Here is a 16,993-nt window from a genome sequence, read left to right as displayed (position 1 = left end):
CGGCCCCTTCGCTCGGCTGCCCCCGCCGCAGCGATCGTGCCACGACAGTGGCCCACCGAGAAGGCGGCCGGGGGAACCCCCACGCGCCCCTGTGCGGCGGCTGCCGCTAGTCCTGCTCCCAGGGCCAGTGGGCGTCGCGGCCGGCCTCCAGCAGCGGGATCAGGCGGAAGGCCGCGTCGGTCAGGCCGCCGAAGGTGTGGCGGCGGGCGCCGCCGGAGGGCGCGTGGCCCGCCCGGTAGCCGGCCAGGTTCCAGGTGTAGACCGGGACCTGCGCCGGGACCGCGGCGAGCGGGTCGCCCTGCCAACCGCCGTACGCCTGCTCGTCGGTGACGATCACCACCCGGTCGTGGCCGCGGTAGTGCTGCCGGACGGCCTTGCCGGTCTCGGTGCCACCGAGGTCGGAGAAGCGGTCCAGCACCTTCAGCACCGCGTCGCCGCGCTGCAGCTTGATCCGGCGGCTGGTGGTGCCGAACTCGACCAGGTCGGCGTCGGCCGCGCGCAGCGCCAGCGCCGCGCCGAAGACCGCTGCCGAGTCCGCCCGGTTGAGCTGGGTCTGCGCGCTCGGCCGGTCGAACATGGAGCCGGAGCGGTCGACCAGGACGAGCGTGCGGCCCGGCAGCACCGGGACGTTGGCGAGCGAGTGGCCGAGCGCCGTCTCCAGCGCGTGGCCCCAGCGGAGCGAGGGCGCGTGCCGGTGCGCGGCGAGGTAGCGGAACGGGAACTGCTTGGACCGCTGCACCTCGCCCCGGTCGGAGATCCGCCGCGCGACCTGCTCGGCCACCGCGTCCGACACCCCGGCCTGGTCGAAGTTCCGCAGGTTGCGGACGAGGGCCATCGACCCCATCGAGGGGATGATCGCCTCCCAGACCGCCGCGTCCAGCGGGCCCTGCAGCCAGCCGGCCAGCGCCTCCCAGGTCATGCCGGCCGCGGCCAGCCGCTCCGCGCCGCCGGGGCCGGTGACGACCGCGCGCCGCTGTTCGACCGGCAGCGCGAGCAGTTCGCGGCTGGCGGTCAGCAGGGCGTCGCCGGTCGGCGGGACGGCCTCGTCGGGGCGGTGCCGGCGGTCCAGCGCGTACCGGAACAGCGGGCCCTGCCACGGCTTGTCGGGGTGCGGCGAGGGGTGGGTCAGCTCCAGCACGTCGCCGAACCGGAAGCCCTTGGAGACGGTGTCGTACTTGAGCAGCGCGCGGCCGTTGTACAGCCGCCGCGTGGCGTCGGCGACACCCCGCTTGAGCGGCTTCGGCAGCGCCCGGCCGTACCGGGAGGTCCAGTAGGCGAGCAGCTCGCCGGGCTCGTCGGGGCGCTGCAGCACCGCGTCGACGGCCTGCCGGGAGAACCCGGGCGCCCCGGCGTCGAGCCGGGCGCGGGTGAACTCGGCGGCGCCGACCAGCGAGGCGGTGCGCATCGCGGCGCCGTACCGGAGCCAGCGCAGCAGGCCGAGCGTCCACTCCGGGTCGCTCACCGCGAGGGAGCGGACCAGGGCGGTGTACCGGTCGTCGCGGGCGCCGCCGCGCTCGTAGAAGGTGTCCTGGCCGACCAGGTTGGCGACGGCGAGCAGGAAGAGTTCGGACTTCTCGTCGCGCAGGTGGCCCACGCCGCCGGCGTGGTTGAGGGCGTGCTGCCCGGTCGTGGTCACGGGCGAGGTCGGGCCGGTCTTCGGGCGGCGGATGTTGAAGCGAGACATGGTGGTTCCCCCTGCGGGGAGGCACGGCGCGGCGCGGGGCGTCCGAGATCACGGTGACGGCAGCGGCGACCGGGCTTCACAGCACCAGGAGGCGCTCCACTGGAAGGAGCCGCGGCCTGCGCACCGGACGCCCCGGCGCGACGCCTCCCGAGATCAAAAGTGGGTGCCGGCTCATTTCTTGGAGGAAGTAACCGGTCCTGCGCACCGGGAGGTGGCAGTCGTATGCACGTGTAGGTGTCCAGAGAACAGAAGCGGCTGAGGTGACGTGTGCTGCTCTACCGACTGAGCTACACCGGCCCGAAGCCGATGACGGGACTCGAACCCGCGACCTGCCCATTAACAGTGGAAGTAACCTCTGCCTGCGCACCTGGACGAGGAAGACGTTAGCCACCGGGCGGCCCGGGGTGCATCTGAATATCCGCGTCGGCCTTCAGGTCGAGGCGGTCAGCACCAGCCGCGCCCGCTCCGTCAGCTCCCGCACCCGGCGCTCGTCCTGGTACGGCTCCAGGCGGCGCAGCAGTTCCAGGACGTACTCCCGGCTGCGCTGCGAGGAGATCCGCCCGGCCACGTCCACCGCGCGTTCGCCGGCCGCCACCGCGGCGTCCAGGTCTCCCGCCTCGGCCTCGGCCATCGCGGAGACCACCAGCCGCAGCGCGTGCGAACGCACGTAGCCCTCGGTCGGCCGGGCCAGCGCCTCCCGGGTGAACTGCCGCACCTTGGACGGCATCCCGAGGTCGCGGAAGCACTCCGCGGCGTCCGCGGCCAGCCGGTCGTAGGTGTAGAAGTCGATCCAGGTCGGGTCGGCGTCCCCGGGCCGCGAGCGGTCCAGCGCCCCCTCCGCGGCGACCAGGGCCGTCGCGCAGGCCGCCGCGTTGCCGGCCCTGGCCTGCGCCCGGGCCTCCACCAGGTGGAAGAAGCTCATCGTGCGGGCCGTCGCCAGCCCCCGGTTGCGTTCCAGCGCGGCCTGCGCGAGGTCAACCGCCTCCTCGGGGAAGTTCCGGTACACCGCCTGCAGGCTCATCGACGCCAGCACGTACCCGCCGAGCGGTACGTCCCCGGCCGCCCGGGCCAGGCGCAGGGCCTGGATGTAGTACCGCTGCGCGGCCTCGTGCTGGCCGGTGTCGAAGGCCATCCAGCCGGCCAGTCGGGTCAGTTCGGCCGTGGCGCCGAACAGTGCCCGGCCCACCGCGTCGCTGTACGAGCCGAGCAGTAGCGGGGCCGCCTCCACCCGCAGGCACTCCGGCACCATGGACGAACGCCAGTCCCCGCCGCCGTACTTGGAGTCCCAGCGGCGGGCCTCCTGGGCGGCCTCGCGGAGCTTCGCCGCGTCCGAGTGGCCCACCCGGTGGCCGGAGCGGTCCGGTGCCGCGGCCTCACGGGCGACCGAGCCGTCCGCCGGGGTGATCAGCCAGCGGGAGACCGGCGTCGCGTACGCCGAGACGGAGAAGGTGCCGGCCAGGCTGTCGCTCCACCGGCCGCCGCCGGGGCCTCTGCGCAGGTCCAGGTCGACCCGCCACAGCTCGGTCGCCGAACGGACGGCCTCCGGCACCTCGCGCGGGAACTCCAGGCCGAGTTCGGGGGTCGGCTGGGTGTCGCCGAGACCGATCTCCTCCAGCGGCACCGGGCGGCCCAGCTTGCTGCCGAGCGCGGTCGCGATCAGGTGCGGCACCGGCCGCTGCGGCACCATGCCCTTGGTGACCCACCGCGCCACCGAGGTCTTGTCGTAGCGCAGCGTCAGACCGCGCTGCGCGCCGAGGTCGTTGACCCGGCGGGCCAGGCCGGCGTTGCTGATCTGGGCGAGGGACAGGAGTGCGCCGAGCCGTTCGTTCGGCCCTCGTGAACTGGCGGTCATGGTGGCGGTGGCACCCCCTGGCGAGGTCCTGCGCGGAGGGTGGCGCGCGTATTGCGGCCACCCGCTGCACCTAGCGTAGTCGGACGGGTTCCGAGGGTTAAGAGGCCGCATTCCGGATGGCGGGATCGCGCGCACCAACGGCCTGTCGGCGACGGTCCGTCCGCCCCGCCGCGGAACGGCCCGCTCCGCCGTGCTCCGGGCCGGACTCCCGTGCTCCGGTGCCGTGCCGACGTGCGCCCGCCCGTGCCCCCTGGTCGCAGCGGCAGGTGGGCGATTCGCTGGAGCCCGTGGATCGGCCCGCCGTCGAGGACCCGGCGGGCCGGGGGAGACCGCTGCCGCCATCCCCGCGGGCAGCGGTGGGTCCGGGAGGGCATGCGGATGCCCTCCCGGGCAGTGCGACGCCTTTCGGCCATTCGGCGATGTCCATGCCACGAGGCGACAGGGGACGGCCCGGGCCACGGAGGGGGCGGCCCGGTCCCGCCCGTGGGGCACCCCGCCGCTCGGCCGGCCCGTCCGCCGGCCGAGCCGCGCCACCCCGCGGCCGCCGTCCCCGCGCCGCCGTCCGGGCGCCGCCGGTTCGTCGCCGCCGTCCGCTGCCCTGCCGCGCCGGCCTCCCGCGCCGCCTTGCCGCGCCCCGCGGACCCTCCCCGCCGTGCCGGTGACGCACCCCGCCCCGCGTGCCGCTCCGCCGTGCGCCCGGCGTGATCCACTGCTGCAACTCGGGTCACACGCCGCACAACCGGTGGCACGATGTCTCCTGCGGCGCACCGCCCTTCCGGACACCCCGTGCGCCCGACCCCTCGTCAGGCGGAGGCGCGATGCGGTGGCTCACCGGCTGGAGCGGAGAGCCCCACGGCGCGGGCGGCCCCTCCCCGAACGGCGTCCGCCCGCTGGCCGGCGCCGTGCTGTGGACCGGCCCCAACCCGCTCTGGGCGGTCGGCGACTGGCGGCCCGACGAGATCCGGCTCGTCAGCCTGCGCCCCGGCGCCGACCCCGTCGTCACCTCCGGCCCGCCCCGCCCCGGCCACCCCGAACCCGAGGACACCCCCGCGACCACCCGGCTCGCCGTCCTCGGGCGGTGCGGCGCCACCGACGCCGAACTCGCCGCCGGCCTCGCCGCCGCCCGCGGCGGCGCCGTCCGCCACCTCACCCGCTGGCCCGGCAGCTACACCGCCGTCCTGCGCAGCGGCACCCGCTCCACCGTGCTGCTCACCGACCTCGCCGGTGCCCAGCCCGTCTTCCACACCCCCTGGCGCGGCGGCACCGCCTACGCCACCGCCGCCCTCCCGCTCGCCGACCTGATCGGCGCCCCGGTCGACACCGGCCACCTCGCCGCCCTGCTCGCCTGCCCTGAGTCCCCCGAGGCGCTCGGCAACGGCACCCCGTACGCCGGAGTGCTGCGGGTGCCGCCCGGCCACTCCCTCGGCATCCGCGGCGGACGTCCCTACCTCGCCGGGTACGAGCCGGAGCCCGGACCCGGCCGCCGCGAGGACGCCCCCGCCGTCCGCGAACTCACCCGCGCCCTGCTGGAGGCCGTCCGCTGCCGGGTCCGCACCACCGCCGCCGGCACCCCCGACCCGCAGGGCGACCCGGAGCGGCCCCGGCTCGGCGTCGACCTCTCGTACGGCACCGCCTCCGCGACCGTCGCCCTGCTCGCCGCCGCCGTCCCGCTCGCCCCGGGCCCCGGCCGCGCGCCCGCCCGCACCCCCGCCGCCCCCGCGCGCACCGGCGCCGTCAAGGGGTCCTGGGCCCGCCGGACCAGCACCGAACCCGCCGAGGAGAACGGCGAGGCCCTCACCGCCGTCACCCACGGCGACGAGGACCGGCTGGCCCTCGCCGTCGACGCCCCCCGGCTGCGCCACGTCGTCGTCCCGCCCGGCCTGCCCTACACCGGCCTCGGCGACGACCCGCTCGCCGGCCCGCTCACCGACGAACCCGGCCCCGCCCTCACCGCCGCCGCCCGGCTCGCCGCCCGCTTCCGGGCCGGCGGCACCGACCACCTCACCGGCTACGGCGCCCGCCAGGTCCTGGACGGCCACCCCGCCCGGCTCGCCGACCTCGTCCGCACCGGCCGCGCCCGCGAACTCCTTGCCCCCGTCGCCGCGTTGGCCGGCGCGGACCGGGCCACCGCAGGCGCCCTCACCGGCACCGTCCGCACCCCGGTCACCGTGCTGCGCGCCGCCCACCGGCTCGCCCGCGCCGACTACGCCGACGCGCTCGACGACCTCGCCGTCCGCCTGACCGTCCGCCACTTCGTCGAACCGGCCGGCACCGCCGGCGCCAGCTCCGCCGCCGACCTCGCCTGGAACGTCCCCGGCCCCGCCGCCCGCTGGCTCTCCGACGAGGCGCTCACCACCGTCGCCCAGCGGCTGCGGATCGCCGCCCGAGGCCCCGTCCCGGTCGAACACCCCGGCGCCCGCCGGGCCCGGCTCGCCCTCCACCGGCACGCCACCGCCTACCGCACCCTCGTCCAGGCCGCCGAACAGCGCGGCCAGCGCCTGCACGCCCCGTTCCTCGACAACCAGGTCGTCCGCGCCGCCCGCCTGCTGCCCGACGACACCCGGCTGCAGCCCGGCGCCCGGCCCGCCCTGCTCCGCTCGATCCTCACCGGCGCCGGACGGACCGACCTCCCCGCCGACTGGGGCCGCACCCCGCGCCCCGACCGTGCCGACGAGGCCAGGGCCGGACTGCGCCTCGCCGCGGACGGCCTCGCCGAACTCTTCCACCGCCCGCTGCTCGCCGACGCCGGGCTGATCGACCTGTCCGCCGTCCGGCAGACCCTCGCCTCGGCCGCCGAACCCGGCCGCGACCTGCCGCCCGGCACCCTGGCGGGCCTCGCCGACCTGGTCGCCACCGAACTCTGGCTGCGCCGGATCGCCGCCCGCCGGCACGGCTCCTGCTGGACGGGCCTGCCGCCGGTCGAACGGAAGGCCCTGGCCGGACGGCCGGCCTGAGAGGTCGGCCTGAGAGGTCGGCCGGAGGGGCCACCCGAGGGGTCGGACGGTCCGGCCCGGGGGTGCGGCCGGAGGATGCGGGCACGCCGGTACGGGTGAGGGCTCGCACGGCCTGCCGGGGCCGCCCCGGCGCGTCCGTTCCGTCCGCGGGGCGGCCGACCCGGCATCATGACCGGGTGGCTGCCGCGATGGTCCCCCTGCCCGTGCTCGACGAGCCGCCCCCGGCGGCCCGGCCCGGCATCCTCGCCGCCTGTGACGGCTCCGACGGCTCGCTGTGGGCGCTGGACCGGGCGATGACCGAGGCCGAGCTGTTCGGCCTGCCGCTGTACGTCCTGGCGGTGGTCAACCCCTCACCGGCCGGTTACCCGCCGGGCATGGTGGAACTCGTCCAGCCGTCCATCGAACTGCTGGCCGGCAGCATGGCGGACGGGCTGCGCCGTGCGGTGGACACCGTCCAGGCGGCCCGGCCCCGGCCGTACGGCGGGGAGCTCTCGCTGCACGTGGTGCTCGGCAGCGTCATCGAGGTGGTGCTCGCCGCCACCGCCGGCCAGCACACGCTGGTCATCGGCACCCGCGGCAACGGGGGCTTCAGCCGGCTGCTGCTCGGCTCGGTGAGCACCGCCGCGGTCCACCACGCGAACTGCCCGGTGCTGGTGGTGCCCGCCCCGCCGGCGGGCTGAGCCTGCGCACCGCCCCGACGGCCCGTCAGCCGGTGGCCGAGCCCGTGGCCGAGCCGGCGGCCGGCAGTCGGCGGGCCGGCAGTCGTCGGTCCGTCAGTCGGCCGGCCGGTCCGTCAGCCGGGCGGCCGCGGCGCGCTGCCGGGCCGTGCTGCCGGTGAGGAACCGCGCGACGACCTCCAGCTCCTCGGTGCTGAACTCGTCGCAGAGCTCGCCGACCTCGCGCCCCCAGTCCTCGAACAGCTCGGCCAGCCGCCCGATCGCCTCCGGGCGGTGCTCCACCAGGACGCGGCGCCGGTCGGTCGGATGCTGCACCCGGCGGACGAAGCCCTTGCGCTCCAGCCGGTCCACCAGACCGGTCACCGAGGCCGGCGCCAGCCCGGACCGCTCGGCGAGCTCCTTCGCGGTGAGCGGGCCGCTGCGCTGGAGCAGGTCCAGGGTCTTCGACTCGGTGGCGCCCAGACCGGCCTTCTCGGCGATCGCGGAGTGGAACATCACCGTCACCGCACTCGACTCGCGGCCGGCCTCGTAGATCCGCGCCAGCACCACGTCGCGGTGGTGGTCGGCGCCGGGAGCGGGGTGTGCCGCGGTGGCGGGGCGCTGCTGCTCGGGCATGGAACCAGCCTAGCGGAGTCCTTCGACGGGACGAATATTTAGTTAGAGCGAACGAAAGGCTTGTGGTGCGGCCGCGGCCTGTGCAAGTCTTTCGTTCTGGCGAACGAAATAACTCCCGCGCAGACCACCCGAGCCCCGGCCCTGCGCCCCCGAACTCCTGGAGGGCAGGAGAGATGACCGCACTCGCACCCACGGCCGACAGTCCCCCGGCCGTGCCGCACCCCCGCCGCTGGGCCGCCGCGGCCGTGATGATGACCGCCGCCCTGATGGACCTGCTGGACGTGACCATCGTGAACGTCGCGATCCCGTCCGTCGGCCGGGACCTGCACGCCTCCGAGGCCGAACTGCAGTGGCTGGTCTCCGCTTACCTGCTGGGCTTCGCCGCCACCCTGGTGGTGGCCGGCCACCTCGGCGACCGGTACGGGCGGAAGGCGCTCTTCCTGGCCGGCACCGCCGCGTTCGGACTGGCCAGCCTCGCCTGCGGCCTCGCCCAGGGCCCGGGCCAGCTGATCGCCGCCCGCGCCGTGCAGGGCGTGGCCGCCGCCGTCCTGACCCCGCAGGTGATCGGCTCGTTCCGGACGCTCTTCCACGGCAAGGAGCGCGGCGCCGCCTTCGGCATGTACGGCGCGGTCGCCGGCTTCGCCTCCGGGATCGGCCTGCTGCTCGGCGGCGTGCTGACCGACGCCGACCTGTTCGGCCTCGGCTGGCGGACGGTCTTCCTGGTGAACGTGCCGATCGCCGCGGTCTGCCTGGCGGCGGGGGCGGTGCTGGTCCCCGCCGACCGGGAGCGTTCGACCGGCCGGCCCGACCTGGTGGGCAGCCTGGTCCTGGCGGCCGGCCTGGTCGCCGTGGTGCTGCCGCTCGTCCAGGGCCGCAGCAACGGCTGGCCGCTCTGGGGCTGGTTCTGCCTGGCCGCCGGCGTCGCCGCGGTGGCGGGACCGGCACTGGCCCAGTCCCGTCGGGGCGGCGGCACGGTGCCGCTGCTGCCCGCACGGGCGTTCCGGCTGAAGGCGTTCTCGGTGGGCCTGCTGGTGCAGCTGCTGTTCTCGGTCGCCATGCAGGGCTTCTTCCTGGTCTTCGCGATCTGGCTGCAGGGCGGCCAGGGCTACACGCCGCTGCAGGCCGGCCTGGTCACCGCCGCCTTCTCGGTCGGCGGCTTCCTCACCGCGCCGGTCGCCGACGGCCTCGCCGTCCGGTACGGGCGGCTGGTGCTGCTGGCCGGAGCCGTCCTGATGGCCGCCAGCTGCGCCTGGATCGGGCACGCGGTGTCCGGTGCGGCCGCCGCGCACACCGGCGCCTGGCCGCTCGTCCCCGGCCTGCTGGTGGCCGGCGCGGGCCTCGGCTTCCTGGTGGTGCCCCTGGTCAACGTGGTGCTGTCGGCGGTGCCCGCCGACACCGCCGGCGGCGCGTCCGGCATCTTCTCCACCGCCCAGCAGTTCGGCGGGGCACTCGGCGTCGCCACCCTCGCCACGCTGTTCTTCCAGCACACCGCCGACGGCCCCGGCCCGGCGATGACGACGGTGCTGCCCTGGGTGGTGGGGGTGTTCGCGGCCACCGGCCTGCTCTGCCTCGCCCTGCCGCGCACCGTCCTGGCCTCGCACGACGGCTGACCCGGGAGCGGCCCGCCGACCCGTGGGACGCCGGACGGGAACACGGGACGGGAATGCCGAACGGACGGTTGACCGTTCAACCTGGCGGGTGGGCCCCGCACGGCCGCCCACCACCCCGCCCCCGAACAGGAGCCGTACCCCCATGAAGGTCGAGATCTACTCCGACATCGCCTGCCCCTGGTGCTACATCGGCAAGCGCCGCTTCGAGCAGGCGCTGGACCGCTTCCCGGGCAAGGACGGCGTCGAGGTGGTCTACCGGCCCTACCAGCTGGTGCCCGACGCCCCCGAGCAGGCCAGCCCGCACCGCGCCTGGCTCGCCGAGCGGTACGGCCCGCAGTCCGTCGCCATGGACGCCCGGGTCACCGAGCTCGGCGCCGCCGAGGGCATCGCCTACGACTTCGACGCCGCCCTGCACGCCAACACCTTCCTCGGCCACCGCCTGCTCCACCTCGCCGAGACCGAGTACGGCGCCGCCGTCCAGGCCGACGTCAAGGAGCGGCTGCTCAAGGCGCACTTCAGCGACGGCGTCGACGTCGGCGACCGGACGGCCCTCACCGCGATCGCCGTCGCCGCCGGCATGGACGGCGAACGGGTCACCGGCTACCTCGCGGGCGAGGAGGGCGCCGACGAGGTCCGCGACCAGCTCGACCGGGCCCGCTCGCTCGGCATCACCGCCGTGCCGACCTTCGTCTTCGAGGGCCGCTGGGCCGTGCAGGGCGGCCAGGAGGCGGACACCTTCCTGCGCGTCCTGCAGCAGGTCGCCGAGGAGACCGGCGCGCTCGTCCCCGCACCCGGCACCGGGCCCGACGACTCCGCCGCCTGCGCGGACGGCAGCTGCGCCGTCTGACGACGGCACCGGCTCGGCACCCCCACGGCACCTCCGCGACCCACCCGCAGCGCCCGGCCCTCCCTCGGCGGACGGTCGGGCGCCCGCGTCCGGCGGGCCCTCGGCCGGCGGGCCGTCAGCAGGTGAGCCGGGCGTCCGCCCAGTCGGCGACGTCCAACAGCGCCCAGCCGCCGTCCGCCCGCTCCGCGACCAGCCGGATCGAGCGCTGACCCGCCAGCGGCGCGTGCACCCGCACCGGGCGGTCGCCCGCCCGCACCGGGCCGGAGCGCCACAGCACCGAACCGTCCTCGCCCAGCACGGCGAACACCACGCTGCCGCGCCCGACCGCCAGGTCGTCCGGCCCCACCACCGCGTCGAACGCGGTGCAGCTGCGGTTCAGGTCCACCACCACCCGGGACGGCACGTGCACGCTCAGCGCGTGCCTGTACCACTGCCCGGCCATCCACAGCCCCGGCCGCCTCGCCAGCGAGCCGCCGCCGCGCCGGATCGCCGGCCGGCCCTCGTCCTCCGCGTCCCGGCGCCCGGAGCCGGCGAACGGCAGGTCGTCCAGCCAGAACGCGGTGGGCGGCGGCGCGGGCGTCGCGGTCGGGGTCGGCGTCGGAACGGGCGTCGGATCCGGGGACGGCGGCTCGGGAGCCGGGGTCGACGGCTCCTGGGTCCGCACCGGGGACGGCGGCTCCTCCGTCGCCGAACCCGTCGGCGACGGAACGACCGGCGCGGCGAGCGGCGAACGCCGCGGCGGAGCCGGCGGCACCACCGGCGACGGGCTTTCGGACGGCACCGGCAACGGCGACTCCACCACCGGGGGATGCGCCGACGACACCACGGCCGCCCGCGGCGCAGCCTCCGGCGGTACGTCCGCCGGACCGCTCAACGCCCAGGCCGCTACCGCCGCCGCGGCCAGGGCCACACTCGCGGCGATCCCGGCCTTGGCCGCGACCCCCAGCCCCTCACCGGCGGCCGCCCCGATCGCACCGCCCGAACCACCCGCCGAGGCACCGCCCGCCGCGGCCGCCCCGGACACGGCCGTCCCACCGGACGTCGCCGCACCGGCGGCACCCACTGCCCCGGCCACCGCGGCACCGCCGAGCACCGCCCCGGCCGCGGCCGCCTTCGCGATCGCCCCGGTGCCGACCCACAGCAGTACGCCCCCGGGCAGCACCGCCCGCAGGCTGTGGTTGATGTCCGTGAGCTCCACGCAGGCCGCCGTGCAGCGGGCGCACCCCTGCACGTGCCGGCCGACCTCCGCCGAGGCCCGCTTGCGCAGCGACCCGCGCGCGTACGCCCCGAGCCGGTTGGCGTACGCCGCGCAGCCCTGCTCCTGGCTGCCCGACACGTGCGCCTGCAGGAAGGCCGCGGCCAGCCGGTCCCGCGCCCGGTGCGCCTGCACCGCGGTCGCGTTCGCCGTCTTGCCGAGCATCACCGCGACCGCCTTCGGCGACTCCCGCTCGACCTCGGTGTGCCACAGCACCACCCGGTCGTCCTCCGGCAGCCCGGCGTACGCCCGCATCACCATCCGCTGGTCGGCCAGCGCCATCGCCCAGGCGTCCGCACCCGGGTCCGCCAGGTCGTACTCGATCGCCGCGCCCGCCGTACCCTGTGCGAACGACCCGAAGTCGTCGACCAGTTGCTCGCGCCGCTCGGTCCGCGCCCAGGCCGCCGCCACGTTGCGCACCGCCGTCAGCAGGTAGGCGCGCACCGCGAACTCCGGCCCGCGCCCCGCCTTCAGCGCCTGCAGCGTACGGGCGAACACCTCGCCCGCCAGGTCCTCCGCGGTGAAGCTGTCCCGGCAGCACGTCCGCGCATAGCGGCGCACCGCCTCCGCGTGCCGCCGGTAGACCTCCTCGTACGCGGAGTCGTCCCCGGCCCGCACCCGTGCCGTCAACTCGGCGTCCGACGGCGGACGTTCACCGTCCACCGGATCGGCCGGCGCCGGCACCACGGCCCGCGCCGGCGGCTCCTCGCCGATGAAGGCCTCCGGCGTCACACCGCCCAGACCGGCCGCGGCCTGGCCCGGCACCCGGCCGGCCAGCGACTCCCGCAGCGGCGCACCCGCCTGGTCCGGCACCTGGCCGGACGGGCCCGCACCGGACCCCGGCTCACCGAGCTCCTCGGCGCTCACCGCCGCACCCCGGCAGCCGCATCCGCCGCCGCACCGGCCGCCGGACACGCGGCCACGGCGGCCGCGCGGCCGCAGCGAGCTGCAGGAACACCGCGCAACGGGACAATGGCTCCAAGCACGGGCAAAGGATTGCATAGCACAGCGCCGGCCGGAAGCCGGACCTGCCGCGACCCACTCGTACGGGCACCGCGGACGACACCCCGGCCGCCCCAACTCCCTTGCTCAGCGCGACTGCAGACCCTGCAACAGGATCTGCAGCAGCCGCTGCGCCGGAGCGTCACCGGGTTGACCCTCCGTCGGTTCCACTCCGTCCGGGAGCGCCGTGAGGGCGTGCACCGGGACGGCCGCCGTCAGCACCAGCACCACGTCCGAGACCGTCACCCCGGGACGCAGCTCGCCCGCCGCGGCCGCCCGCGCCACCAGCGCCGCCACCAACTGCAGCAGCAGCCGCGGATCGGCGTCCGCCGCACCCGGCCCGGCAGCGCCCGACGGCTCCGCCTCAGCTTCCGGCCCGCGAGGCTCCGACCCGCGAGGCTCCGGCACCCGGCCGAGCTCCGCCGCGTACCGGAACGCCTCCGGCGGCAACAGCCGACCCGCACCCGACGCGACCGCCCGGCCCAGGAAACCCGCCAGCGACTCCCACGCCGCGCCGCCGCCGTACAGCGACTCGCGGGCCTGCGCCGTCAGCCAGGCGACCTCCTCCGCGGCGATCCGGCGGACCAGCACCTCCTTGCTGGGGAAGCGCCGGTACACCGTGCCGACGCCGACGCCGGCCCGGCGGGCCACCTCCTCCATCGGCGCGTCGTAGCCCAGCTCGCCGAACACCTGCCGGGCCGCACGCAGCACGCTCTCCAGATTGCGCCGCGCATCCACCCGCAGCCGACCCGGCCGACCCGTCCCCGGGCCGGCCACCACCAGCTCCGAGCCGACCGGCCCGCGCTGCTCCGGTACCGAGCCGTGGCCCGCCCCGATCCGTCCGTGCACCGGCGACACCACGCCGCCGGCCGGACGCTCCTGATCCGTCACTTCAACCCTCCCCCGCGGACACCGACGGCGCCCGCCCGAACCTTCCGCACCCCCCGGTGCGGCCCCAAGCCGTCCGCCACTCAACAGGTGCGGACTAACCCTTCCCCAGTTCCCCGCCGACCAGTCGGCCGCCGGGTCGATCGACCCCGACCTTGACGGGACACAATCCGACCATAGTTCAGGCGAGTTCGTGGCAGAAGCGGACCTCCCACCACCGGTCGCCCCCGGACCGGTAACCGCCGTCCTGCCACCGGCCGTCCCGACACCCGCCCCGGGCGGCAACCTCCGCCACATCCGACCCACTCGATCACGTTCGCCCTGTGGACAAACGCACCCCGCGCATTGCCTCATTGGAGGGCGTCCCGGCGGGACGTGAATCAGGTCACACGGCCCACGGACGGCAGGGGGTGCCCCATCAGGATTCTCATCGTCGGCGGCGGATGCGCCGGCATGGCCGCGGCCCTCGTACTGCAACAGGCGCTCGCCCCCCGACTGCGCACCGGGGACGCAGAGATCACCGTGGTCGAGCCCCAGCCCTACCTCACCTACCACCCGCTGCTCGCCGAGGTCGCCGCCGGCAGCATCGACCCCCGCCACGTCGTCGTGCCCCTGCGCAAGGTCCTCCCGCACTGCCGCGTGCTCACCGCCCGGATCACCCGGATCGACCACGCAGGCCGGACCGCCCAGGTTGACACCGCCCCCCGCGGGGCCGCCGCCGAACCCGCGGAACTCGCCTACGACCACCTGATCCTGACCCCGGGCTCGGTCTCCAGGACCGACCCCGTCCCCGGCCTCGCCGACCACGGACTCGGCTTCGGCAGCGTCGGCGAGGCGGTCGCCCTCCGCAACCACGTCCTCGAACAGCTCGACCTCGCATCCTCCACCCGTGACCCGGAACTCCGCCAGGCCGCGCTGACCTTCCTCTTCGTCGGCGCCGGCTACGCGGGCGTCGGCGCCCTCGCCGAACTGGAGGACATGGCCCGCTACGCCGTCCGCGGCTACCACAACCTCACCGCCGACGACCTGCGCTGGGTGCTCGTCGAGGCCACCGACCGGATCCTCCCCCAGGAGAGCGCCGACCTCGCCGCCCACACCCTCGCCGAACTGCGCGAACGCAGCATCGACGTGCACCTCGGCACCACCCTGGAGTCCGCCGCCGACCGGGTCATGGCCCTCTCCGACGGCAGCCGCTTCGCCGCCCGCACCCTCGTCTGGACGGCCGGCGTCCGGCCCGCCCCGCTGCTCCGCGACACCGACCTCCCGCTCGACCCCACCGGGCGGGTCCGCTGCCTGCCCACCCTCCAGGTCCGCGAACCCGGCGGCACCCCGCTCGCCGGCGCCTGGGCCGCCGGTGACTGCGCGGCCGTTCCCGACCCGGCGGCCGACGGTGCGCTGTGCGCCCCCAATGCCCAGCACGCGCTGGCGCAGGCCCGGCTCCTCGCCGAGAACCTGCTGGCCGACCTCGACCACGGCGCCCTGGCCGCCTACCGACCCGAGCGCATCCACTGCTCCACCTCGCTCGGACTGGGCCGCGCCGTCGCCCACACCCGGCGGGGCCGCCTCACCGGCCGCCGGGCCTGGTGGCTGCACCGGGCCCGCCACCTGCGGCGACTGCCCAGCCTCGACCGCCGGGTCCGGGTCTTCACCGACTGGCTGCTCGGCGGGCTCTTCAGCCGCGAGGTCGTCTCGCTCGGCACCGTGGAGCACCCGCGCGCGGAGTTCGAGTCGGGCTTCCTTGAGCGCCCCTAGCGCCCCCGCGTACGCCGGTCTGTAGCGAATGCGCCGGACCGGCGATACGACTTCCGAAACGACACCTCCGCCTGACAGGATCTGCCCAGCCGATCATCACGGCCCGTGCTGCCCCGAGCACATCATGTGATGACCCTTCAGAAACCGCCCAACCCCCACACCCGAGGAAGCGGCAGACGTTGAACCTCATGCGCTGGAGCGCCCGGCTCACCGGAGCCCCGAGGCGCACCGCTCCGTCCGCCCCGTCCTCGACGGCCACCGAATCCCTGCCCCTGCCCGGCCCCCGCGACCCGGAGACCGCGGCCGCCGCCCTCGACCACCGCGAGATCCACGAGCTCTACGAGCTGCGCGGCGTCCTCGACCGGCTGCCCGCCCCCGTCGCCGTCACCTACGGCCCGCTCCACCAGCTCGGGTACGCGAACAACGCCTACCGCGAGCTCTTCGGCGAACGGACCGCCGGCCTGCCCGCCGCCGACGGCCTCCCCGAGCTCGCCGCCCTCGGCGTCCTCCCCCTCATGGACCAGGCCCTGCGCGGCGGCCGACCCCGCAGCGTCAAGGCGCGCTGCATCCTCGGGCCGGCCGGCAGCCGCTACTACAACGTCTCCTGCGTCCCGCTCGCCCCCGCCGACCCGCCGCTCGACACGCTCGCCCCCCGGCCCGGTCCGCGCCCGCCCGCCGGCCTCCTCATCTACGCCGCCGAGGTCACCGACCAGGTCCAGGCCGCCACCCGGGTCCGCGAGGCCGAGCGGCGCCAGCGCGAGGCCGCCGTCACCCTGCAGCGCAGCCTCCTCCCGCAGAAGCTCGAACAGCCCGCCGACCTCCGGGTCGCCGCCACCTACCAGCCCGGCGGCGCCGACGCCGCGGTCGGCGGCGACTGGTACGACGTCATCCGCCTCGGTGCCGGCCGCACCGCCCTGGTCATCGGCGACGTGATGGGCCGCGGCCTGCGGGCCGCCGCCGTCATGGGCCAGCTCCGCACCGCCGTCCGCGCCTACGCCCGGCTCGACCTCCCTCCGCACGAGGTGATGGGCCTGCTCGACGGCCTCGCCATGGAGATCGACGCCAACCAGATCGCCACCTGCACCTACGCGGTCTGGGACCCGGCCCCCGGCACCCTGGAGTACGCCTCCGCCGGCCACCTGCCGCTGCTGCTGCGCTGCCCCGACGGCAGCGTCCTGCAGGGCGAGGAGCAGAACGGCCCCCCGCTCGGCACCGGCAGCGGCAGCCACGTCTCCCACACCCTCAAGCTGCTGCCCGGCACCACCGGTGTCCTCTACACCGACGGCCTGGTCGAACGCCGCGACGAGGACATCGACCACGGGCTCGACCTGCTCGCCCGCACCCTCGCCGGCGCCGCGGGCGGCCCGGAGGTCGTCTGTGCCCGCCTGCTGCGGGCGATGGGCGTCACCGCGGAGCACGACGACGACGTGGCCGTGCTGGCCTTCCAGCTGCCACTTGAACCCGACGGATCCGACGTGTAATGTTCTCCGAGTTGCCTGACAGGGAGCACCGGACGAGCGATCCGCGCGGACGGTCCCGAGGCAGCCAATCCCTTGAAACACCACCTCCCGGCTCGGGCTGGGTCGCGTCTTGTCGCGTCCCGGTGCGAATTCGGCGTGCGCGTTTATAGGAATTGCACTTCGGACCGGCGCCGGATTCGCTTTTCGGAGCGGGGATCGGCTAAGGTTTGAAACGTCGGACGGGCCGTCAGGCCGGTTCCGACAAGACAGTGAAGAAAGCAAGTCGGTGAAGAGCACGGACTCGGATCTGATAAGCTGGAAACACGAAAAAACGAAACGCCCGGAGGGTCCGCTGGAAGGCGGCCCGAAGGAAGTGTCCGTTCCTTGAGAACTCAAC

The 16,993-nt window shown here is 76.0% G+C and carries 10 protein-coding genes, 1 tRNA gene and 1 pseudogene; 6 read left to right on the top strand and 6 right to left on the bottom strand.

Annotated elements, in window-relative coordinates; genetic code table 11:
* Nucleotides 1-106: 106 nt before the first annotated feature.
* The 3 genes from ABZ641_RS05420 to ABZ641_RS05410 all read right to left on the bottom strand — a co-directional run bounded on the left by ABZ641_RS05420 (nt 107) and on the right by ABZ641_RS05410 (nt 3,536).
* Nucleotides 107-1,684 (bottom strand): TROVE domain-containing protein, encoded by a 1,578-nt coding sequence (locus tag ABZ641_RS05420; RefSeq protein ID WP_359979357.1) that lies wholly within the window; start codon nt 1,682-1,684, stop codon nt 107-109.
* Nucleotides 1,685-1,988: 304 nt separating this feature from the next.
* A tRNA-OTHER gene (locus tag ABZ641_RS05415) sits at nt 1,989-2,052 on the bottom strand.
* A gap of 62 nt (nt 2,053-2,114) precedes the next feature.
* On the bottom strand, nt 2,115-3,536 hold the full coding sequence (locus ABZ641_RS05410; RefSeq protein ID WP_344628482.1) for an MFS transporter: 1,422 nt from the start codon (nt 3,534-3,536) through the stop codon (nt 2,115-2,117).
* Between the two features lie 818 nt (nt 3,537-4,354).
* On the opposite strand from ABZ641_RS05410, the gene ABZ641_RS05405 reads away from it, so the two are divergent.
* Complete coding sequence (locus ABZ641_RS05405) at nt 4,355-6,490, top strand: asparagine synthase-related protein (RefSeq protein ID WP_359979354.1); 2,136 nt, start codon at nt 4,355-4,357, stop codon at nt 6,488-6,490.
* 176 nt (nt 6,491-6,666) lie between these two features.
* Nucleotides 6,667-7,170, top strand: a complete 504-nt coding sequence (locus tag ABZ641_RS05400) for a universal stress protein (RefSeq protein WP_344628199.1) — start codon at nt 6,667-6,669, stop codon at nt 7,168-7,170.
* 93 nt (nt 7,171-7,263) lie between these two features.
* Here the strand turns inward: ABZ641_RS05400 and ABZ641_RS05395 are convergent, their stop codons facing one another.
* The gene (locus ABZ641_RS05395) at nt 7,264-7,782 is read right to left on the bottom strand and encodes a MarR family transcriptional regulator (RefSeq protein WP_359979352.1); all 519 of its coding nucleotides are present in this window, start codon (nt 7,780-7,782) and stop codon (nt 7,264-7,266) included.
* Between the two features lie 173 nt (nt 7,783-7,955).
* Here ABZ641_RS05395 and ABZ641_RS05390 point away from each other — a divergent pair, with 173 nt between their 5' ends.
* Nucleotides 7,956-9,392, top strand: a complete 1,437-nt coding sequence (locus ABZ641_RS05390; protein WP_359979349.1) for an MFS transporter — start codon at nt 7,956-7,958, stop codon at nt 9,390-9,392.
* Nucleotides 9,393-9,534: 142 nt separating this feature from the next.
* Nucleotides 9,535-10,239, top strand: a complete 705-nt coding sequence (locus ABZ641_RS05385; RefSeq protein ID WP_344628196.1) for a DsbA family oxidoreductase — start codon at nt 9,535-9,537, stop codon at nt 10,237-10,239.
* Nucleotides 10,240-10,354: 115 nt separating this feature from the next.
* Here the strand turns inward: ABZ641_RS05385 and ABZ641_RS05380 are convergent, their stop codons facing one another.
* Together ABZ641_RS05380 and ABZ641_RS05375 are read right to left on the bottom strand one after the other, a co-directional pair.
* Nucleotides 10,355-12,361 carry a sigma-70 family RNA polymerase sigma factor gene (locus tag ABZ641_RS05380; RefSeq protein ID WP_359979346.1) on the bottom strand — a complete coding sequence of 669 codons (2,007 nt, stop codon included), beginning with the start codon at nt 12,359-12,361 and terminating at the stop codon, nt 10,355-10,357.
* Nucleotides 12,362-12,583: 222 nt separating this feature from the next.
* Nucleotides 12,584-13,387: a helix-turn-helix domain-containing protein gene (locus ABZ641_RS05375; protein ID WP_344628194.1), complete on the bottom strand. Its 804-nt coding sequence runs from the start codon at nt 13,385-13,387 to the stop codon at nt 12,584-12,586.
* Between the two features lie 426 nt (nt 13,388-13,813).
* On the opposite strand from ABZ641_RS05375, the gene ABZ641_RS05370 reads away from it, so the two are divergent.
* Nucleotides 13,814-15,136 (top strand): FAD-dependent oxidoreductase, encoded by a 1,323-nt coding sequence (locus tag ABZ641_RS05370; RefSeq protein WP_359979382.1) that lies wholly within the window; start codon nt 13,814-13,816, stop codon nt 15,134-15,136.
* 179 nt (nt 15,137-15,315) lie between these two features.
* Nucleotides 15,316-16,575, top strand: a pseudogene (locus tag ABZ641_RS05365) (SpoIIE family protein phosphatase); the annotation flags it as partial.
* Nucleotides 16,576-16,993: the final 418 nt, after the last annotated feature.

It is taken from the genome of Kitasatospora sp. NPDC007106 (genome assembly GCF_040634455.1).
Classification (GTDB): Bacteria; Actinomycetota; Actinomycetes; order Streptomycetales; family Streptomycetaceae; genus Kitasatospora; species Kitasatospora arboriphila.
Note: the sequence above shows the minus strand (reverse complement) of the source record. Positions and strands in the feature narration are given on the sequence as shown.

What these genes read in the sequence shown, in the direction of transcription:
- ABZ641_RS05420 (WP_359979357.1), bottom strand. Translation starts at nt 1,684, where the DNA reads ATGTCTCGCTTCAACATCCGCCGCCCGAAGACCGGCCCGACCTCGCCC.
- ABZ641_RS05410 (WP_344628482.1), bottom strand. Translation starts at nt 3,536, where the DNA reads ATGACCGCCAGTTCACGAGGGCCGAACGAACGGCTCGGCGCACTCCTG.
- ABZ641_RS05405 (WP_359979354.1), top strand. Translation starts at nt 4,355, where the DNA reads ATGCGGTGGCTCACCGGCTGGAGCGGAGAGCCCCACGGCGCGGGCGGC.
- ABZ641_RS05395 (WP_359979352.1), bottom strand. Translation starts at nt 7,782, where the DNA reads ATGCCCGAGCAGCAGCGCCCCGCCACCGCGGCACACCCCGCTCCCGGC.
- ABZ641_RS05390 (WP_359979349.1), top strand. Translation starts at nt 7,956, where the DNA reads ATGACCGCACTCGCACCCACGGCCGACAGTCCCCCGGCCGTGCCGCAC.
- ABZ641_RS05385 (WP_344628196.1), top strand. Translation starts at nt 9,535, where the DNA reads ATGAAGGTCGAGATCTACTCCGACATCGCCTGCCCCTGGTGCTACATC.